Origin of the sequence: Rhodanobacter sp. MP7CTX1 (assembly GCF_014205795.1) — a bacterium.
In the GTDB taxonomy this organism is placed as follows: domain Bacteria; phylum Pseudomonadota; class Gammaproteobacteria; order Xanthomonadales; family Rhodanobacteraceae; genus Rhodanobacter.
Window position 1 is genome coordinate 151,891 of the sequence record NZ_JACHCN010000004.1, and the last position, 16,965, is coordinate 168,855.

Genomic DNA, 16,965 nt, shown 5'->3' on the forward strand with positions numbered 1-16,965 from the left:
TCTGACTCGCCATCCCGAATCTGCCCGGGACGACGGCAAAGAATTCAGTGTGGCGCCGAAGGGTTGCGCAGCGCGGCGATGCGCTCGTCCAGTGGTGGGTGACTCATCAACAGGCCCTTGATGCCATCGGCCAGCGGACCGGCGATGCCAAAAGCGGCGATCGTCTTGGGCAAGGTGCTTTCGCCGTGGTTGGCCTGCAGGCGCTGCAGCGCGGAGATCATCGCGCCGGTGCCGGCGAACTTCGCGCCTGCCGCATCGGCACGAAACTCGCGCCAGCGCGAGAATGCCGCCACGATCATCGAGGCGAACAGGCCAAACACCAGTTGCAGCACCATCACCACCACAAAATAGCCGATGCCACCGCCATCGCGGCTGTCACGACCACCGGACATCCAATTATCCACCAGGCGTCCGACAATGCGCGCAGCGAGAATCACCAGCGTGTTCAATACGCCCTGGATCAGGGTCAACGTGACCATGTCGCCATTCGCGACGTGACCGATTTCATGACCCAGCACAGCCGTGATCTGCTCGCGATCCATCTGCTGCAACAGGCCCGAGCTCACCGCTACCAGTGAACTGTTCTTCGTCATGCCGGTGGCAAACGCGTTCATTTCCGGTGCGTCGTAGATCGCCACCTCCGGCATGCCGATGCCGGCGTTCTGCGCGTGGCGGCGCACGGTGTCCAGCAGCCAGCGCTCGGTTTCGTTCTGGGGCTGCGTGATCACGCGCGCGCCCGTCGACATTTTGGCCATCCACTTGGATATGGCCAGCGAAATGAACGCACCGCCCATGCCGAACACGGCGGCGAACGCGAGCAGACCGCCCATGCCGCCGTAACCACGGCTGGCCGCCATCTGGTCGATGCCGAACAGGTGGCAGACGATGCTCAGCAACAACAGGACAGCGAGGTTGGTACCGATGAATAATGCGATGCGACGCATGGGCGTCTCTCTCTGGCAGTCATGAAGGGGGCGCGGCGTGGCCGCTCGTGAAGGGTCGGGGCGTGAGCCTGCGCTTTCAAGGTCCGCGGCGCACCTGGGGTCGTCATCAATTCAGCGGGCTCTGCCCTAAAATGCGACGATGACCTACCGCGGCCGCTTCGCCCCCTCGCCCACCGGACAATTGCATTTCGGCTCGCTGGTGGCTGCCGTGGGCAGTTGGCTGCGCGCGCGACATGCCGCAGGGCAATGGCTGGTTCGGATGGAGGATATCGACCCGCCACGCGAAGTCGCCGGTTCAGCCGCCAGCATCCTCGCCGCACTGCCTGCGTTTGGCCTCGTCGCCGATGCGCCGACGCTGTTCCAATCGCAGCGCATCGCCGCCTATGAGGCCGCCTTCACACAACTGCAGGTGACTGACCAGCTGTTTCCCTGCTGGTGCAGCCGTAGCGACATGGCCGCCAACGGGGACATGCACCGCGATGGGCGGTGCGTGGCCGCCAAAGCCTCGGATCGCCCACCGGCATGGCGTCTGCGCGTACCGGATATCGAGGTGACGTTCGACGATGTCCTGCAAGGCCCACAACGCCAGAACCTGCGCGAGAGTGCAGGCGATTTCGTGATACGCCGGGTCGAGGGCTTCTATTCCTACCAGCTGGCCTGCGTGGTGGACGACGCGTTTCAGGGCATCACCGAGGTCGTGCGCGGCAACGACCTGATCGATTCCACCGCGCGGCAGATCTGGCTGCAGCGCTGCCTCGGCCTGCCGACACCACGCTATCTGCATCTGCCGCTGGCTCTGGATGCCCATGGGGTGAAGCTGTCGAAATCCGGGCAAGCGCATCCGGTCGATTCAGCCGACCCGCTATCGGCGCTGCGCCGGGCGCTGGCCTTCCTCCAGCTGCCACTGCCGGCCTCCGCGACCGACGTGCATGATTTGCTGGCGCAGGCTCTGGCGGGTTTTGAACCTGCATTTTTGCCGCATTGCAGCGGTTACTCTGCCGCCTGAAACGCTATAAAGCATAGGTACACCGCTCGTCGTGACTGCGGATTGCGGCAATGACTTTGCCACGAAACCGGTATACAACAGCCCTCTGTTTCAGCTCACAGGAGATCCAAGGATATGACTCAGCGCACGGCATTGGTCACAGGCGGCACCGGCGGCATCGGCACCGCAATCATTCGCTACCTGGCCGGCCAGGGGCATCGGGTTGTCACCAACTATCGCGACGAAGCCAAGGCCGAGGCATGGCGACAGGCACTGGCCAGCGAAGGCATCAAGGTGTGCATGGTGCAGGGTGACGTGTGCGAGCCGGTCGCCTGCGAAGCGATGATGAGCGAGATCGAGAGCAAGTGCGGCCCGGTGGAGATCCTGGTGAACAACGCAGGCATCACCCGCGATACGACCTTCCACAAGATGAATTACGTGCAGTGGATGGACGTGGTGAACACCAACTTGAACGCCTGCTTCAATGTCACCCGTCCGGTGATCGAGGGCATGCGCGCACGCAAGTGGGGCCGCATTGTGCAGATCAGCTCGATCAACGGCCAGAAAGGCCAGTACGGCCAGGCCAACTACGCTGCCGCCAAGGCCGGCATGCACGGTTTCACCATCTCGCTGGCACAGGAGAACGCGAAGTTCGGCATCACCGTGAACACCGTCTCACCGGGTTATGTGGGCACCGACATGGTGATGGCCGTACCCGAAGAAGTACGCGAGAAGATCGTGGCGCAGATCCCGGTCGGCCGCCTCGGCAGGCCAGATGAAATCGCCCATGCCGTGGCGTTTCTCACCGGCGAGCAGGCCGGCTGGATCACCGGTGCGAACCTGGCGATCAATGGCGGGCATTACATGGGCTGGTGACCCTAATCCCCTTTCCCTCTGGGCTTTTAGCCCCCTCTCCCCTCCGGGGAGAGGGTTGGGGTGAGGGGCCACGTCCGGCTGTAGCCGCATCGGAGCACGCTTCGTTCTGCTTCCCCGCGAGCACCCGCCCCTCATCTGCCCTTCGGGCATCTTCTCCCCGAAGGGGAGAAGGGTCACGGTCGCAGCGAGGTTACGGTTGTAGTGGGGTTAGGGTTGCAGCAGCTTTTCCAGCACCTTGCCGACGGCTGCGAATGCGAATGCACCGGTGACATGGGTTGCCGCGCCCAGGCCGCCGCCGCAGGCGAGATTCAATGCTTCGCCGCCGGGCGGGCGGTTGCCGCTTACCGTGCCATCGGGTTGTGGGTACTGCACGTTCTGCAGTGAATAGACGGCTGATACGCCGAAGTAACGGTCGGGATTGCGCGGAAAGTTGAAGTCCGTTCGGAGCTTCTTGCGGATCAGGCTGAACATCGCATCGTGCTCCGTGCGCGACAGGTCGCGTACGCGAATCTGGGTCGGGTCGGTGCGCCCGCCGGCCGAACCGACGCTGACGATCGGCAACTTGCGGCGACGACACCAGGCGATGGTCTCGAGCTTTACCCGGAAAGCGTCGCAGGCATCCAGCACCACGTCGTAGCCGCGATCGAGCAACTCGTCCAGCGTGGATGGCGTAAGGAAGCGCTCGATCGCCTCCAGCCTGATTGCCGGGTTGATCGCATGGGCGCGTGCCGCCATCACGCCGACCTTGGACTTGCCGAACTCACCATCCAGCGCATGCAACTGGCGGTTGGTATTGGACACGCAGACCTCATCGGCGTCGATCAAGGTGAGCCTGCCGATGCCGCTACGCGCCAATGCCTCGGCGGCCCATGAACCCACACCACCGACGCCAATCACGCAGACGTGCGCGCGCGCGAAGGCAGCCACGCTGCCGGTGCCATACAGGCGTTCCACTCCCTGAAAGCGTTCTGCCGGAAAATCCACCGTACTCATGCTGGTAGGCAGCCGAGTGTGTATCCCATCTTTTCTGTGCGTGTCACTGGCCTGCCCTGTTGCGGTGTGGTGGTCATTTTATCGCGACCACATGGATGGAAGTACGGACACGGGTTATCCTGCCGAACTTGCCGACCACCCGCGGAGCCGAATCGATGCGCGTTGCCCTCTTGATCCTGCTCGGACTGGTGATCGGCGTGATTGGCACAGTCAACGTCGTGAACGCATTGAACGCGCGCAATCCCATGCCGAAAGCGGTGATGACGACGATGGACTATCACATGGGCCAACTGAGCCATGCGCTGAAAGCCGGGCATTGCGACGCGACCAGCAATCAGCGCCATCTGGAGCGGCTGCAGTCGACCGCGACCGACATCGTGCCGGTATTCGATATCGCAGAACAGCCATTCAGCGATGCTGCGGGGCAGTTGCAAACTCGCGTGCGGCAAGCGTTGCAGGCTGCTCCCGCCGATTGCACAGCGCTGGCGGCGGCGATCAAGCCGATTGGCGAAACCTGCAAAAGCTGCCATCAGAAATACCGCTGAGCCATCCGCAAAACACCTCGCTTAAAAACTCACTTTCCCGCGCAGCATCTGCCCGTACATCACCCAGTCGCCGAGCAGGCTGTACAGCGGATGCTTGAACGTGGCCGGACGATTCTTCTCGAACACGTAATGGCCTATCCATGCGCAACCGTAACCGACCAGTGGCATCAGCCACAGCCAGCGCAGCTGGCCCGTCAGCAATACCAGCACGACCACTGCGAGCACCAGGCTGCTGCCGATAAAGTGCAGACGACGACAGATGCGGTTGCTGTGTTCGCTCAGATAGTAGGGATAGAACTCGCCAAAACGGGTGAAGCCGGACATGTGCCACTCCGAGGGCTGGCAGCCCAGTCAAGGTGATCCCGGGACGGAAGTTGCAGACAAGGAACTTATACCGGCAATGGAATGAATTCGATTTCGTCACCCGGCACCTTGGCGAACCGCTGCGCCTGCCAGTCGGTTTTGGCCTGCTCGATGCGCTCGCGCGTGCTGGAGACGAAGTTCCACCACAGGTGCCGCTCGCCATCCATCGGCGCGCCACCAAACAGCAGCACCCGGCTGGCCTCGCTTGCGCGCAATGGCGAAGCCGATGGCCCCGCCTGCACGGCCATTTGCGCAGCACCGATTTCCAACTCCCCCCAACCGACCTTGCCCTCCACGACGTGGATGCCGCGCTCGACATGATCCTGCGGCCATGCCAGCTCGGCACCGGCATCCAGTTGTGCTTCCAGCAAGAACATCGGGGCAAACACCTTGACCGGCGAATGCTCGCCATACGCATTGCCCACAATCAGCACCGCATCCACCCCTGGTTGGCGAATTCTGGGCAGCGCCGCACGGTCATGATGGTGAAACTCCGGTGCGATCTCTTCATCGACTTGCGGTAACGCGACCCAGATCTGCACCCCATGCAACGTCTGCCCATCGCGACGTTGATCCGGCGGTGTGCGTTCCGAGTGCACGATGCCGCGCCCGGCCGTCATCCAGTTCACTTCGCCGGGCTGGATGTCGGCGACACTGCCCAGGCTGTCGCGGTGACGGATCATGCCGTCGAACAGCCAGGTCACCGTGGCCAGCCCGATGTGGGGGTGCGGCCGCACATCCATGCCGTTGCCGGCGGCAAATACGGCCGGCCCCATGTGATCGAAGAACACGAACGGGCCCACGTGGCGCGCCTGCAGCACCGGCAGCATCCGGCGTACCGTGAAACCATCGCCGAGGTCATGCAGGCGACCTTCGATCAGGGTCGGGTTGGCTTCCATCACACGTTCCTCATGGTCTGTCGTCAGCTATGCCAGGCACGCAGGTACTGGTTCGGTGCGCCGAGTTGCGCACCCAGCAGCTGCGCCGCACGGCGCGGAAAATAAGGATCCCGCAGGCTTTCGCGAGCCATCAACACGACGTCCGCCTCGCCCTCGGCGACGATGTCCGCCGCCTGTTCCGCTTCGGTGATCAGGCCTACCGCACCCGTGGCCACCTCCGCTTCGCGTCGAATGCGCGCCGCAAACGGCACCTGATAACCCGGACCCAGCGGAATCTTGACGTGCGGCACCAGCCCACCGCTGGAGACGTCGATCAAATCCACGCCCAGCGCTTTCACCAGTTTGGCAAGCTGCACGCTCTGCTCGATATCCCAGCCGCCCTCATGGTCGGCCCAATCGGTGGCCGAGATACGCAGCCATAGGGGAAGCTCGACCGGCCACACTTCCCGCACGGCCGTGATCACTTCGCATACGAGGCGGCTGCGATTTTCAAAACTGCCGCCGTAACGGTCGCTGCGCTGGTTGCTCAGCGGCGACAGGAATTGATGCAACAGATAGCCATGCGCCGCGTGCAACTCGACCAGCTCGAAGCCGGCCGCCAAAGCACGCTGCGCGGCAGCCCGAAAATCCGCAATCACGCCCTGGATGCCGGCCTCGTCGAGAGCCTCAGGCGTATGCCAGCCCTTGTCGAACGGCAATGCCGAGGGCGCAACAGTCAGCCAATCCTGGTGCCCGACCGGTAGCGGACCTTGCCCTTCCCACGGCCGCAGGGCGCTGGACTTGCGCCCGGCGTGCGCCAGTTGCACGCCGGCAATCGCGCCATGTGACTTGATGAAGCGCACGATCGGTCGCCATGCCTCCAGCTGGGTCTCATTCCACAAGCCGGTGTCGCCAAGCGAAATGCGCCCCTGCGCGGATACCGCGGTGGCCTCGGCGATCACCGCCGCCGCACCGCCCACCGCCCGACTGCCCAGATGCACCAGATGCCAGTCCTCGGGCAGTCCATCCGTAGCCGAGTACTGACACATCGGCGACACCACCAGACGGTTGCGCAAAGTGAGGCTGCGCTGAGAGAAGGGTTCAAACAGATTCATCGGGCCGTCCGGCAAGACATCAATCTGGCTACATGCAGCCATATCCTCACAGTATCAAGCAATCGGTTTGCTGTGAGCCCGTAAGGTCGTGTCCCATGCGAGGATCCAGTCCGCGATGCGCTCGGCGATTGGCTGCGGGGTTTTCATCCAGCCGAAATGATCGGCCGGCAGGCCGGCCAGATCCTGCGACGTGATCACATCCAAGGTGCCATGCGCTTGAGGCATCTTGCCGAGCAGCCAGTCAAGCGAGGGCGACGGTCCCAGCCAGTCATCAGCCAGACGCAGCGCCAGCAAGGGCAGCTTCAGCGACGCAAGCTGGTGTTCGAAATCCTGTTGCATCCCGGCCGCTGCGTAACGCCCGGTGCGGCCGCTGCGCGCCCAATCGGTGATGACTCCACGCGCTTCGTTACCGCCAAAGCCGATCCGGCGTCCAGGCAGATAACCCAGCAGGCCGGCCAACACCGGGGCGGCGGAAAAGGCAGCACTGAGCAACCAGCCATATCGATAGCGTCGCCAGTAAGGCGAACCGCTGGCCACCAGCACCAGGCCGGCACACTCAAGCGGGTGCAGGCCGGCATACAGCGAGCTCAGCTGGCCGCCAAGGCTGTGACCCCCCAGCCAACACGCCGCCTGCGGCCAGCGCGCGCGTACTGCCGACAACGCGGCCGGCAAGTCGTCTTCCAGCAATTCACGATAGCCCCAATTGCAATGGCGACCGGCACGACGATTACTGGAACCGATTCCGCGCCATTCATGTATAACCACCGCCACGCCCCGCGCAGCCAGTGCCTCGGCGAGTGGCAGATAATGCCTGGCCGGCATGCCCATGGCCGGCAGCCAATACAACAGGCGCTGCCACTCGGAAGCAGGGTGGATACACAGCAATTCAATGCGTGAACCGTCTCCGCTCGAAACCGGAAGCACCGTTTGCTCGACCGGTCTGGCGATAATCGACAGCGTTTGAGAACCCGCATTTTCCGCAAAAAGATTTGACATTTCGACAGACTAACGTGCCGCCGCCATCACGTGCGCGGCCATGCATAGAAAGAGGCCGGCTTGCGCCGGCCTCTCTCCGATTCATTCACGACGATCAAGCTGCCGTGACGTCTTCGGCCTGCAAGCCCTTCTGGCCATCGACAACTTTGAAGCTGACTTTCTGGCCTTCCTGCAAGCTCTTGAAACCCGAACCACTGATGGCACGGAAATGCACAAACACGTCAGGGCCACTCTCCCGGCTGATGAAACCGAAACCCTTGGCGTCGTTGAACCACTTGACTGTACCTACTTCACGATCCGACATGACTCACTCCGATCCATTCCAGACGCTGAGACAAACCGGCCCCAACGGGCCGACGGCTTACTGGGCTTGCTGGGTGGGGTGTAACGATGCGGATTCAGGAAATCCATACCGGGCACGCACGTAGCCAAGCAGACGCAGTAACCCAAGCATAACGGATTTCAGACAAACAAGTGATTTGTCAAGTAGTTTATGGCCTTCATTATCGGGCCACGAAAAAACCGGGCATCGCTGCCCGGTTTCTGGTGACACAGGTACGGCGTGATACGCGTCAGGCCGGGGTCACTTCGTCGGCCTGCAGGCCCTTCTGACCCTGCACAACCTTGAAGGAGACCTGCTGGCCTTCCTGCAGACTCTTGAAGCCGCCACCGGTAATCGCGCGGAAATGCACGAATACGTCCGGGCCGTTGTCACGGCTGATGAAACCGAAGCCCTTGGCGTCGTTGAACCACTTGACGGTACCGATCTGACGATCTGACATCTTGAATCACTCCACAGGTTTATAGACTCGAATCGCCTGCATACACGGCTTAAAGGCGTGGCCGGCTTACTGGTGTGCAAGGAAACAACCCTAGGGTGAACGATGAGGCAGATCGCGGATCAGCTGCATCGGGCCACATAACTCTGGTGACCCCGGCAAACACAGTGGAAGAATCATAACGTCAGAACGGAGTAGATGCGAGATTGCACCCACCGGGACCGAATAAGCCGATTTTCACCGCTTTTTTAAGCGGAGAGGGAAAATTCAGATTCTATTTACGTCCAACCTCGTCTAGTGTGGGCAAATCCCGGCCACTATTGCCAGGATGCCGCTTTCCAGTCCCGTCCCGGTTCAGTCACGCGGTCGCCCGTTTAGGAGAGCCACATGATGCCTGCCCTGTCCCGTCTGACCCTGGCCACAATAATTACCGGCCTGCTGGTCGGCTGCGCCCACCAGCCCGCGCCGAAAGCGGCGACCCCACCGATATCCGCAACTGCTGTTACCGGTACCACCACGTCCCCGGCCACAGCCGGCACCCACCATCAACATCATGCAACGCCCGCCAACGGCCACATCACGGTCGAGGATGTCGACCTGCCCGAGCGTACCGGCATTCCTGTCTGTGACGATTATCTAGCCAGCTATATGGCCTGCCACCAGGCAGCGGCGATTTTCTCGCCGGACCAATTACCGGCACGTTATCAGGCCATGCGCACCAGCCTGCTGCTCGATTCGGAAAATCCGGACATTCGCCCACAACTGGCGGCCCGTTGCAATTCGTTGGCCAGTCAATTGCGCGAGGCCCTGCATGGCAAGTCCTGCGCACAAGGCCCAGCACCGGCGAGCAGCGCACACTGAGAGCCGTCACTCAGGTCTGCGCGCGCCACTGCGCGCGTAGTGCTTTGGCCAATCCCGCTGGCTGCGTGCGCCCGAGCTTGATTTTCGGTGTGTCGTGCCAGCGAGCGGTGCCGGCAATCGCCATGGCCAGCGCATCGACCAGGGATGGCTCGGGTTCCACCCCCGGCTCCAGAAACAGTGCCTTGATCTCGAATACGCCCTCGCTTCGATGCGCCTTGGCGTCCAGTCGACCCACCAGCCGACCGCGATGAAGTATCGGCAGCACGAAGTAGCCAAAGCGCCGGCGCGCCGCCGGCGTATAGCATTCGATGGTGTATTCGAAATCGAACATTGCCCGGACCCTGGCACGATCCCACACCAGCGGATCGAACGGTGACAGCAGCGTGGTATGCGTGGCACGCAGGCGGCCACGCAGCGCCTTGCCCAGCAAATCGGCATGATCACGGTGCACGTAGCCCGGCGTCTCCCAGCCCTGCACCGGTATCGCCTGCAGCTCGCCAGCGGCCAGTAACGGCGCCAGTTCCCGGTCGGTCACCGCGGGTTTCAAACGATAGTAATCGGCAATCCAGGCCGCCGGAGTCACTCCCAGGGCACGCACGCTGTTGACGATGCAGCGCTGCCGCAAGGCTTCTGCAGACAGCGCAAGGGCTTGGGGGTCCAACGGTGGATCGAGTCGGGCCAGCACGTTTTCGGCCAGGTCATAAACCCGTTGGAAACGCTCGCGTCGCGTCACCATCAACTCGCCCAACGCAAACCAGGCTTCCAGCCAGCGTTTCTCGGGCTTCCATTCCCACCATCCTGTTTTTCCCGGACCGTCGTCGCCAGGGGTACGCGCAAAGTCTGCCGCGCGCACCGGTCCGGAGACGCGAATGCCGGCCAGCAGGGCATCCATGTCTGCGCGTTGCTCGAGATGCATTCGTGCAGCGTTGCGGTGCGCCCAGTGATGCATGCGCTGACCATGCCCGCCACGATGCAACCCGATATCGCTCGCGCTGATAAAGCAGGCCTCATGCGCCCAGCATTCGGCAAGTCGCCCCTGCGCCAGCGCTTCGTCGAGCCAAGCCATCGGGTAGTGACCCAGGCGTGAGTGCAGCACCAGATAGGGGCTGCGCGCGACGACATGGATGGTGTCGATCTGCAGCAATCGCATGCGTTCGATCGTGCTTACGATATCGCCATGTCGCGGTCGTCGCCGCAAGGGTTGCAACAGGCCCTGCGCAGCCAGCTGCAACAGGCGCGCCTGGGTCAGGCTCAACTTGCGACCATTTGCTGAAGCCTCGCTCAACGACACAGGGCCTTCACAGTTTTATGGCCATGATGTTGAGCCGGCATTTACAAATCCTCTGTTAGCGTCATATCGCATCTGACAGCCGGTTTCGAAAAACTGCCTTCCGGAGTGATTCCGTCCGATTCGATCCGGTTGTCCGCACAAACTTTTCTGGCATGGAGTATCAATGATGAAATCTCGCAAGCCAATGTTGTCCGCAATAACCGCCGGCGTGCTGATGTTCGCAGGCACCCTGATTGCCCAGGACGCGCCGCCACCGCCACCGCCGCCGCAAGCCATGCCGGCGCCAGCGTCGACTGCCGCTGATGCAGCTGTTGGCCAGGCTCCGTCTGCCCAGACGACACAGGGCCAGACGACCGTAGCGAGTGTGCCACCGCCAAAGCCGGTCATCGGACCGGCGCCACCGTTCGAACAGTTGTCGGGCGGTAGCAAGTCGATCACAGAGGAACAGGCCGTCGCGTATCCGCCACTGGCCAATGACTTCATTCACGCCGACACCAACCGCGACGGGAAGATCAGCAAGTCCGAATACGAGCGCTGGACAAAGCTGCCGCAGCAGTAGCACTTGCCAGGCCTGCCGGGCCGGCCACGCGTAGGCTTGTGGCCGGCTTTTTGTTGCGGGGCCTGATCCTGCCATGATGTTCATTCAGACCGTTAACTCGATGAAGCGCTGCTACTTTGCGGCGCCTCTGGCGTTGGCCGCCAGCCTGCTTGCTGCGCCAGGCCATGCTCAGAATCCCAACCCCACCGACATCCGCGCCTGCGCGGGGATTGAGAGTGACGCGCAACGACTGGCCTGTTACGACAAAGCCACCGGCCGGGTCAACTTGCCGACAGCGCAGAAGCGTACCCATGAGCAAGAGAACAGTTCAAATGTTTTCAGCCGCGACAAGAGCGCCACATCGGGCGCCGTCGAAGCCAACAACGAGGTAGCGAAGCCGCTGTCGCTACTGGATAGTCGCTGGGAGCTTTCGCCGGAAAGCAAACTCGGCACGTTCAATGTGCGTGGCTACAAACCGGTCTACGTCATGCCGGTGTTCGCCACCAGCAATCAAAACGACGAGCCGCACAGCCCCAATCCTGTCAACACGGTGACCACCCCCCAGCAACTGGACAACGTGGAAGCAACCTTCCAGCTCAGCCTGAAGACCAAGGTGTGGCAGGGCGTGTTCGGCGACGCCGGCGATCTGTGGGTGGGCTACACTCAGGACTCGCACTGGCAGCTCTACAACACCGAGGCCTCGCGACCTTTCCGCGAGACTGACTACGAGCCCGACGCGATCCTGATGTTCAACACCCACTATCAGGTGTTCGGCTGGGATGGACGGCTGCTCGGCATCGGCGTTGACCACCAGTCCAACGGACAATCCGACCCACTCTCGCGCAGCTGGAACCGGGTTATCGCCGATGTTGGATTCGAGCGTGGCGACTGGACCGTGATGTTCCGCCCCTGGTGGCGTATTCCGGAGTCGCGGGCGAACGACAACAATCCTGATATCAGCAATTACGTCGGCCGCGGCGACATGCAGATCATCCGCGAATGGCATGGTCAGGAATTCGGCCTGATGCTGCGCGATTCATTCCGTGGCGGCAACGAAAACCACGGCGCTGCCCAGTTCACCTGGAGCTACCCGCTGATCGGCAATCTGCGTGGTTATATGGAAGTGTTCAAAGGCTATGGCGAGAGCCTGATCGACTACAACCACAACGCCACCTACGTCGGCCTGGGCATATCGCTGCTCGACTGGTATTGAACCCGTAAACGGCGAAGGCCCGGTGACTTGATCGTCACCGGGCCTTCGTTTTGTCAGATCACCGTCAAAACCCGAGTGCCATCAGTGGTGATGACCACCCTCGCCATGCACATGCCCGTGCTCGAGTTCCTCCTCGGTAGCGGCGCGCACATTCGTCACTTCGATGGCGAAATGCAGGGTCTGTCCGGCCAACGGATGGTTGCCGTCGATGAACACCTTGCCGTCTTCGACCTTGGTCACGGTGACGTTGATTTCACCCTGCGGGCCACGACCCTGGAACTGCATGCCGGGCTGGATGTCCTCGACACCCTGGAATGCTTCTTTCGGCACTTCCTGCATCAACTCGGCGTGATGGACACCGTAGCCATCTTCAGGCGCCACATCCGCGGTGAACTTGTCGCCACTTTTGCGGCCTTCCATCTGCTTTTCCAGGCCAGGCACGATCTGCCCACTGCCATGCAGATAGGTCAGCGGCTCGCGGCCTTCGGAGCTGTCGATGACCTGACCTTGGTCGTCGGTCAACGTGTAATGGAAAGCAGCAACGGAGTTCTGGGCAATCTGCATGAGCGTCTCACGAATAGGTTTAGGTCCGCCGGCCAGGTGCCGACATGGACGTTGAAGTTTACCAGAACCGTCTTGACCTCCCCGCTGCAGCGGGCGGCAGGATTCGCGATACTGTCGCCATGAGCCAGCCGCAAAGCCGTTTCCATCGCCGTTTTTCCGCGTATTTGCTGGCCTGTGCATGGCTATTTGCTGCGCCGCTGGCTGTCGCGCAGGAGGCATCCCCGGTTTCCGGTGCCACCACGGCGGCGGCGCTGGCAACACAGATTGATGCGCAGATCGGTCAGCACCGATTTGCGCAAGCGAGCTGGGGTATTGCGGTGATCTCGCTCGACAGCGGCCGCACGCTTTATACCCACCATGCCGACCAGCTGCTGCAACCCGCATCTACCGCCAAGTTGTTTACCGCCGCGCTGAGCATGAACACGTTGGGCGCGGCTTATCGGATCCCGACCCGCGTGCTTGCCAATGGTGACATCCGCCATGGGCGCCTGAATGGCCCACTGGTCCTCTACGGCATGGGCGATCCGACCCTGGGTACCGCCACCAGCGTTGACTGGGCGGATCAACTGGCCAGCCAGCTGGTGGCACGTGGCGTGCGTTCAGTGCATGGCGACCTGATTGCCGATGATGGTTACTTCGCCGGCCCTTCATTCGGTTCCGGCTGGGAGGCCGGCGATCTGCAAAGCTGGTTTGCGGTGCCCTCCTCTGCATTGAGCGTGCAGGAGAACATCGTCGACTTGACGGTTGATCCAGGGACAACGGCAGGTCTACCGGCCAGACTCAACTTTGACCCGGTCGATGCGAAGCCACCCTTGCTCGGCCAATTGACGACAACGCTGCCGCGCACGCAAAGCGACATCAACCTCTATCGAGCGCCGGGTGAAAACACGTTGTACGTGTTCGGTACCATCCCTGCCAATACGCCATCGCAGCATTTCAAACTGGCGGTGCCGGATCCGGCCCTGCTGGCGGGTGCGCAGTTGCAACAGGCATTGGTGCGCCACGGCATCAACGTCAGCGGCAAGCTGCAGGCTTTGCACTGGCCACACGACGATGCGGCGCTGCTTGCACATGCCGACACACTGGCCGAAGTGTTGTCGCCGCCACTGCTGGATATCCTTCAGAGCGGCCTGAAGCGCTCGCAGAATCTCTATCTGCAGAATCTGCTGTTGAGCGTCGGCGCACATGAGCAGGCGGTACCTAACTCGCCCACGTCAGGCCAATTCACGAGTACCGAGCAGTGGGGCATCAAGGCGCTGCAGCAGTTGCTGTCGCAGATCGGGATTTCACCATCAACCAGCATGATCACCGAAGGCACGGGGCTATCGCGCCGCGACCTCGCCACGCCTGACGCGCTGGTGCACTTGCTCGGGTATCTGGCTGCACAACCGTATGCCACGCCGCTCTATGACTCACTTCCGATCGCTGGCGTGGACGGCACCCTGATCGGGCGCATGCGCCATACGGCGGCTGAAAACAACGTACACGCAAAGACCGGCAGCATGGAGTACGTGCACTGCCTCGCCGGCTATGTCACCACCGCCGCCGGCGAGCGCCTGGCGTTCGCGATCATGCTCAACAACTACGAGCCGCCAGCGGACGGGCCACGCGCCAGCAGCGAAGTGGACGCCATTGCGGTGCTGCTGGCGGCCTTTCGCGGCCGCGGTTGAGCGCGGCCTCTGCCCACACAACGTTCGCGTGGCCGGCTCAGCCGACCAGTCGAGCCAACGTGTCCTTGGCGATCTTCTCCGGCGTATCGGTGGGCGCGTAGCGCTTCACCACCTGGCCATTTTCATCGACCAGAAACTTGGTGAAGTTCCACTTGATCGACTCACTGCCGAGGATGCCCTTGCCTTCGCTCTTCAGCCATTGGTAGAGCGGATCGGCATGCTCGCCATTCACCTCGATCTTGGCGAACATCGGAAACGTCACATCGAAGTGGGTGCTGCAGAAAGTCTTGATCTCCTCAGCACTGCCGGGTTCCTGATGACCGAACTGGTCACAAGGAAAACCCAGCACGACCAGTCCGCGATCGCGCTGATCCTGCCACAGCGTTTCCAGCCCCTTGTACTGCGGGGTGAAACCGCACTTGGAAGCGACATTGACGATCAACAGCGTCTTGCCTCGCCATTCGGCGAGCGAGCGCTGGTTGCCGTCAATATCGTTGGCACTGAAATCGTAGACGCTGGACATGAGCTAAAGCTCCGACTGGTGGGAAATCCCATCCAGCCAGTCTACGCCATCGTCCGTGACGCCTGTGGCATAGAATGGCGTTTTCGCGCACAGGCTGAGATTCGCCGTGATCCGCTTTGTCGATGTCCACAAATCCTACCGAGTCGACCGCCGGGACATCCCCGCGCTGCAGCCTTTCAGCCTCGACATTGCCGACGGCGAGGTGTTCGGCATCATCGGCCTGTCCGGCGCTGGCAAATCGACGCTTATACGGCTGATCAATCTGCTCGAACGCCCCAGCGGCGGCAAGATTCTGGTTGGCGACATCGAGATGACTGCGCTGGCGGAACCGGCACTACGCGAACAGCGCCGACGTATCGGCATGATCTTCCAGCACTTCAACCTGCTTGCCTCACAGACCGTAGCCGACAACGTCGCGTTCCCCATGCGACTGGCCGGCGAACGCAACGCCGCAACCCTGCGAGATCGCGTCAACGAACTGCTGGCACGGGTAGGCCTGACTGCGCACGCCGACAAGTATCCCTCGCAACTCTCTGGCGGTCAGAAGCAGCGCGTCGGTATTGCCCGCGCGCTCGCCAATCGCCCATCGATCCTGCTTTGCGACGAGGCGACCAGCGCGCTCGATCCGCAGACCACCGCCTCCGTGCTGGAGTTGCTGGCCGAGATCAACCGTGAACTGAAACTCACCATCGTGCTGATCACTCACGAAATGGATGTCGTGCGTCGCGTCTGTGACCGCGTGGCGGTACTGGACGCTGGCGTGATCGTGGAAAGCGGCACGGTGGTCGATGTCTTTTTGCACCCGCAGCACGCCACCACGAAACGCTTCGTCAATGAAGCCTTGCCGGAGGAAACGGCTGGTGAACAGACCGCATTCTCGCAAGTGCAGGGACGCCTTCTGCGGCTCAGCTTTCGCGGTGACACCACCCTGACGCCGACACTGGGTCGCGTGGCACGTGAAACCGGCATCGATTTCAACATCCTGGCCGGGCGTATCGACCGCATCAAGCACCTGCCTTACGGCCAGCTCACCCTGGCAATGCAGGGCGAACGGGTGGATGCCGCGCTGGTCGCCTTGCGCGAAGCCGGCATCGAAATCGAGGAATTGAACCGATGAGCAGCACACCGATCCTGCAAACGCTGTTCCCGAATATCGACGACTGGGGCGAGATCGGTCGCGCCTGCATTGACACGCTGCTGATGCTCGGTGGCTCGTTGTTGCTCACTGGATTGATCGGCCTTCCGCTGGGCGTGCTGCTGTATCTCACCGGCAAGGGCCAATTGCGCCCGATGCCCAAGCTATATGCCATCACCTCGCTGCTGGTGAACATTCTGCGCTCGGTGCCATTCATCATCCTGATGATCGTATTGATGCCGGTGACCTATTTCCTGGTAGGCACGAAGCTCGGCATCCGTGGGGCGATCCCGCCGCTGGTGATCGGCGCTGCGCCATTCTTCGCAAGACTGGTGGAAACCGCACTGCGCGAGGTCGAGCAAGGGGTGATCGAGGCCAGCCAGGCGATGGGTGCCAGCCTGTGGCAGATCGTGCGTCATGTGCTTCTACCCGAGGCACGCGGCGGCCTATTTGCCGGTATAACCGTAACGGCGATCGCGCTGGTCGGCTACACCGCGATGGGTGGCGCGATCGGCTCCGGCGGACTGGGCGACCTGGCCTATCGCTACGGGTACCTCAGCTACAAGTCTGACTACATGCTGGTTACCGTGGCGCTGTTGATCGTGTTGGTGCAACTGCTGCAAATGCTCGGCGATCGCATTGTGGCGCGCTACAGCCGACGCTGAACGGCTTGGTTGCCAACACTTTGCATTTGGC

Annotated in this window: 20 protein-coding genes; 9 read left to right on the forward strand and 11 right to left on the reverse strand. The window is 61.9% G+C overall.

The annotated features are described in order from the left end of the window. Positions 1-44: 44 nt before the first annotated feature. Positions 45-944 carry a protease HtpX gene (htpX, locus tag HDE77_RS07205; RefSeq protein WP_184416481.1) on the reverse strand — a complete coding sequence of 300 codons (900 nt, stop codon included), beginning with the start codon at positions 942-944 and terminating at the stop codon, positions 45-47. Between the two features lie 139 nt (positions 945-1,083). Between htpX and gluQRS the strand changes: the two genes are divergently transcribed. Then, positions 1,084-1,950 carry a tRNA glutamyl-Q(34) synthetase GluQRS gene (gene gluQRS / locus HDE77_RS07210; protein ID WP_184416482.1) on the forward strand — a complete coding sequence of 289 codons (867 nt, stop codon included), beginning with the start codon at positions 1,084-1,086 and terminating at the stop codon, positions 1,948-1,950. A 114-nt stretch (positions 1,951-2,064) separates the two neighbouring features. Beyond that, positions 2,065-2,805 carry an acetoacetyl-CoA reductase gene (gene phbB / locus HDE77_RS07215; protein ID WP_184416483.1) on the forward strand — a complete coding sequence of 247 codons (741 nt, stop codon included), beginning with the start codon at positions 2,065-2,067 and terminating at the stop codon, positions 2,803-2,805. A 207-nt stretch (positions 2,806-3,012) separates the two neighbouring features. Here the strand turns inward: phbB and HDE77_RS07220 are convergent, their stop codons facing one another. Next, on the reverse strand, positions 3,013-3,798 hold the full coding sequence (locus HDE77_RS07220; protein WP_184416484.1) for a tRNA threonylcarbamoyladenosine dehydratase: 786 nt from the start codon (positions 3,796-3,798) through the stop codon (positions 3,013-3,015). Between the two features lie 155 nt (positions 3,799-3,953). Between HDE77_RS07220 and HDE77_RS07225 the strand changes: the two genes are divergently transcribed. Then, positions 3,954-4,343 carry a cytochrome c gene (locus tag HDE77_RS07225; protein WP_184416485.1) on the forward strand — a complete coding sequence of 130 codons (390 nt, stop codon included), beginning with the start codon at positions 3,954-3,956 and terminating at the stop codon, positions 4,341-4,343. 21 nt (positions 4,344-4,364) lie between these two features. Here the strand turns inward: HDE77_RS07225 and HDE77_RS07230 are convergent, their stop codons facing one another. The 6 genes from HDE77_RS07230 to HDE77_RS07255 form a co-directional block, all read right to left on the reverse strand. Beyond that, a complete protein-coding gene (locus HDE77_RS07230) occupies positions 4,365-4,667 on the reverse strand; it encodes a DUF962 domain-containing protein (RefSeq protein WP_184416486.1) in 303 nt (100 codons plus the stop codon). Positions 4,668-4,732: 65 nt separating this feature from the next. After that, positions 4,733-5,605, reverse strand: a complete 873-nt coding sequence (locus tag HDE77_RS07235; RefSeq protein WP_184416487.1) for a pirin family protein — start codon at positions 5,603-5,605, stop codon at positions 4,733-4,735. Positions 5,606-5,628: 23 nt separating this feature from the next. Then, the gene (locus HDE77_RS07240) at positions 5,629-6,699 is read right to left on the reverse strand and encodes an NADH:flavin oxidoreductase/NADH oxidase (protein WP_184416488.1); all 1,071 of its coding nucleotides are present in this window, start codon (positions 6,697-6,699) and stop codon (positions 5,629-5,631) included. A 54-nt stretch (positions 6,700-6,753) separates the two neighbouring features. Continuing rightward, positions 6,754-7,623, reverse strand: coding sequence for an alpha/beta fold hydrolase (locus HDE77_RS07245; RefSeq protein ID WP_343206071.1), 870 nt, complete (start codon positions 7,621-7,623; stop codon positions 6,754-6,756). Positions 7,624-7,789: 166 nt separating this feature from the next. Continuing rightward, positions 7,790-7,999 carry a cold-shock protein gene (locus HDE77_RS07250; protein ID WP_184416490.1) on the reverse strand — a complete coding sequence of 70 codons (210 nt, stop codon included), beginning with the start codon at positions 7,997-7,999 and terminating at the stop codon, positions 7,790-7,792. 268 nt (positions 8,000-8,267) lie between these two features. Next, a complete protein-coding gene (locus HDE77_RS07255) occupies positions 8,268-8,477 on the reverse strand; it encodes a cold-shock protein (RefSeq protein ID WP_184416491.1) in 210 nt (69 codons plus the stop codon). 384 nt (positions 8,478-8,861) lie between these two features. Here HDE77_RS07255 and HDE77_RS07260 point away from each other — a divergent pair, with 384 nt between their 5' ends. Then, on the forward strand, positions 8,862-9,335 hold the full coding sequence (locus tag HDE77_RS07260; RefSeq protein ID WP_255482583.1) for a hypothetical protein: 474 nt from the start codon (positions 8,862-8,864) through the stop codon (positions 9,333-9,335). Between the two features lie 10 nt (positions 9,336-9,345). Here the strand turns inward: HDE77_RS07260 and HDE77_RS07265 are convergent, their stop codons facing one another. Next, on the reverse strand, positions 9,346-10,620 hold the full coding sequence (locus HDE77_RS07265) for a crosslink repair DNA glycosylase YcaQ family protein (RefSeq protein WP_255482584.1): 1,275 nt from the start codon (positions 10,618-10,620) through the stop codon (positions 9,346-9,348). 172 nt (positions 10,621-10,792) lie between these two features. Here HDE77_RS07265 and HDE77_RS07270 point away from each other — a divergent pair, with 172 nt between their 5' ends. Both HDE77_RS07270 and HDE77_RS07275 read left to right on the forward strand, forming a co-directional pair. After that, complete coding sequence (locus HDE77_RS07270; protein ID WP_184416492.1) at positions 10,793-11,185, forward strand: EF-hand domain-containing protein; 393 nt, start codon at positions 10,793-10,795, stop codon at positions 11,183-11,185. A 100-nt stretch (positions 11,186-11,285) separates the two neighbouring features. Continuing rightward, a complete protein-coding gene (locus tag HDE77_RS07275; RefSeq protein ID WP_184416675.1) occupies positions 11,286-12,377 on the forward strand; it encodes a phospholipase A in 1,092 nt (363 codons plus the stop codon). Between the two features lie 81 nt (positions 12,378-12,458). Here HDE77_RS07275 and HDE77_RS07280 read toward each other — a convergent pair whose 3' ends face one another. Next, a complete protein-coding gene (locus HDE77_RS07280) occupies positions 12,459-12,941 on the reverse strand; it encodes a peptidylprolyl isomerase (protein ID WP_184416493.1) in 483 nt (160 codons plus the stop codon). 44 nt (positions 12,942-12,985) lie between these two features. On the opposite strand from HDE77_RS07280, the gene dacB reads away from it, so the two are divergent. Then, positions 12,986-14,611 (forward strand): D-alanyl-D-alanine carboxypeptidase/D-alanyl-D-alanine-endopeptidase, encoded by a 1,626-nt coding sequence (dacB, locus tag HDE77_RS07285; RefSeq protein ID WP_255482585.1) that lies wholly within the window; start codon positions 12,986-12,988, stop codon positions 14,609-14,611. A gap of 37 nt (positions 14,612-14,648) precedes the next feature. Here the strand turns inward: dacB and HDE77_RS07290 are convergent, their stop codons facing one another. After that, positions 14,649-15,134 carry a glutathione peroxidase gene (locus HDE77_RS07290; protein ID WP_184416494.1) on the reverse strand — a complete coding sequence of 162 codons (486 nt, stop codon included), beginning with the start codon at positions 15,132-15,134 and terminating at the stop codon, positions 14,649-14,651. Positions 15,135-15,240: 106 nt separating this feature from the next. Here HDE77_RS07290 and HDE77_RS07295 point away from each other — a divergent pair, with 106 nt between their 5' ends. Beyond that, positions 15,241-16,251, forward strand: coding sequence for a methionine ABC transporter ATP-binding protein (locus HDE77_RS07295; protein WP_184416495.1), 1,011 nt, complete (start codon positions 15,241-15,243; stop codon positions 16,249-16,251). Further along, entirely contained in the window at positions 16,248-16,934 is a 687-nt protein-coding gene (locus tag HDE77_RS07300; RefSeq protein WP_184416496.1) for a methionine ABC transporter permease, read from the forward strand. Before HDE77_RS07295 ends, HDE77_RS07300 begins: the two co-directional genes overlap by 4 nt. The last annotated feature ends 31 nt before the right edge of the window (positions 16,935-16,965 follow it).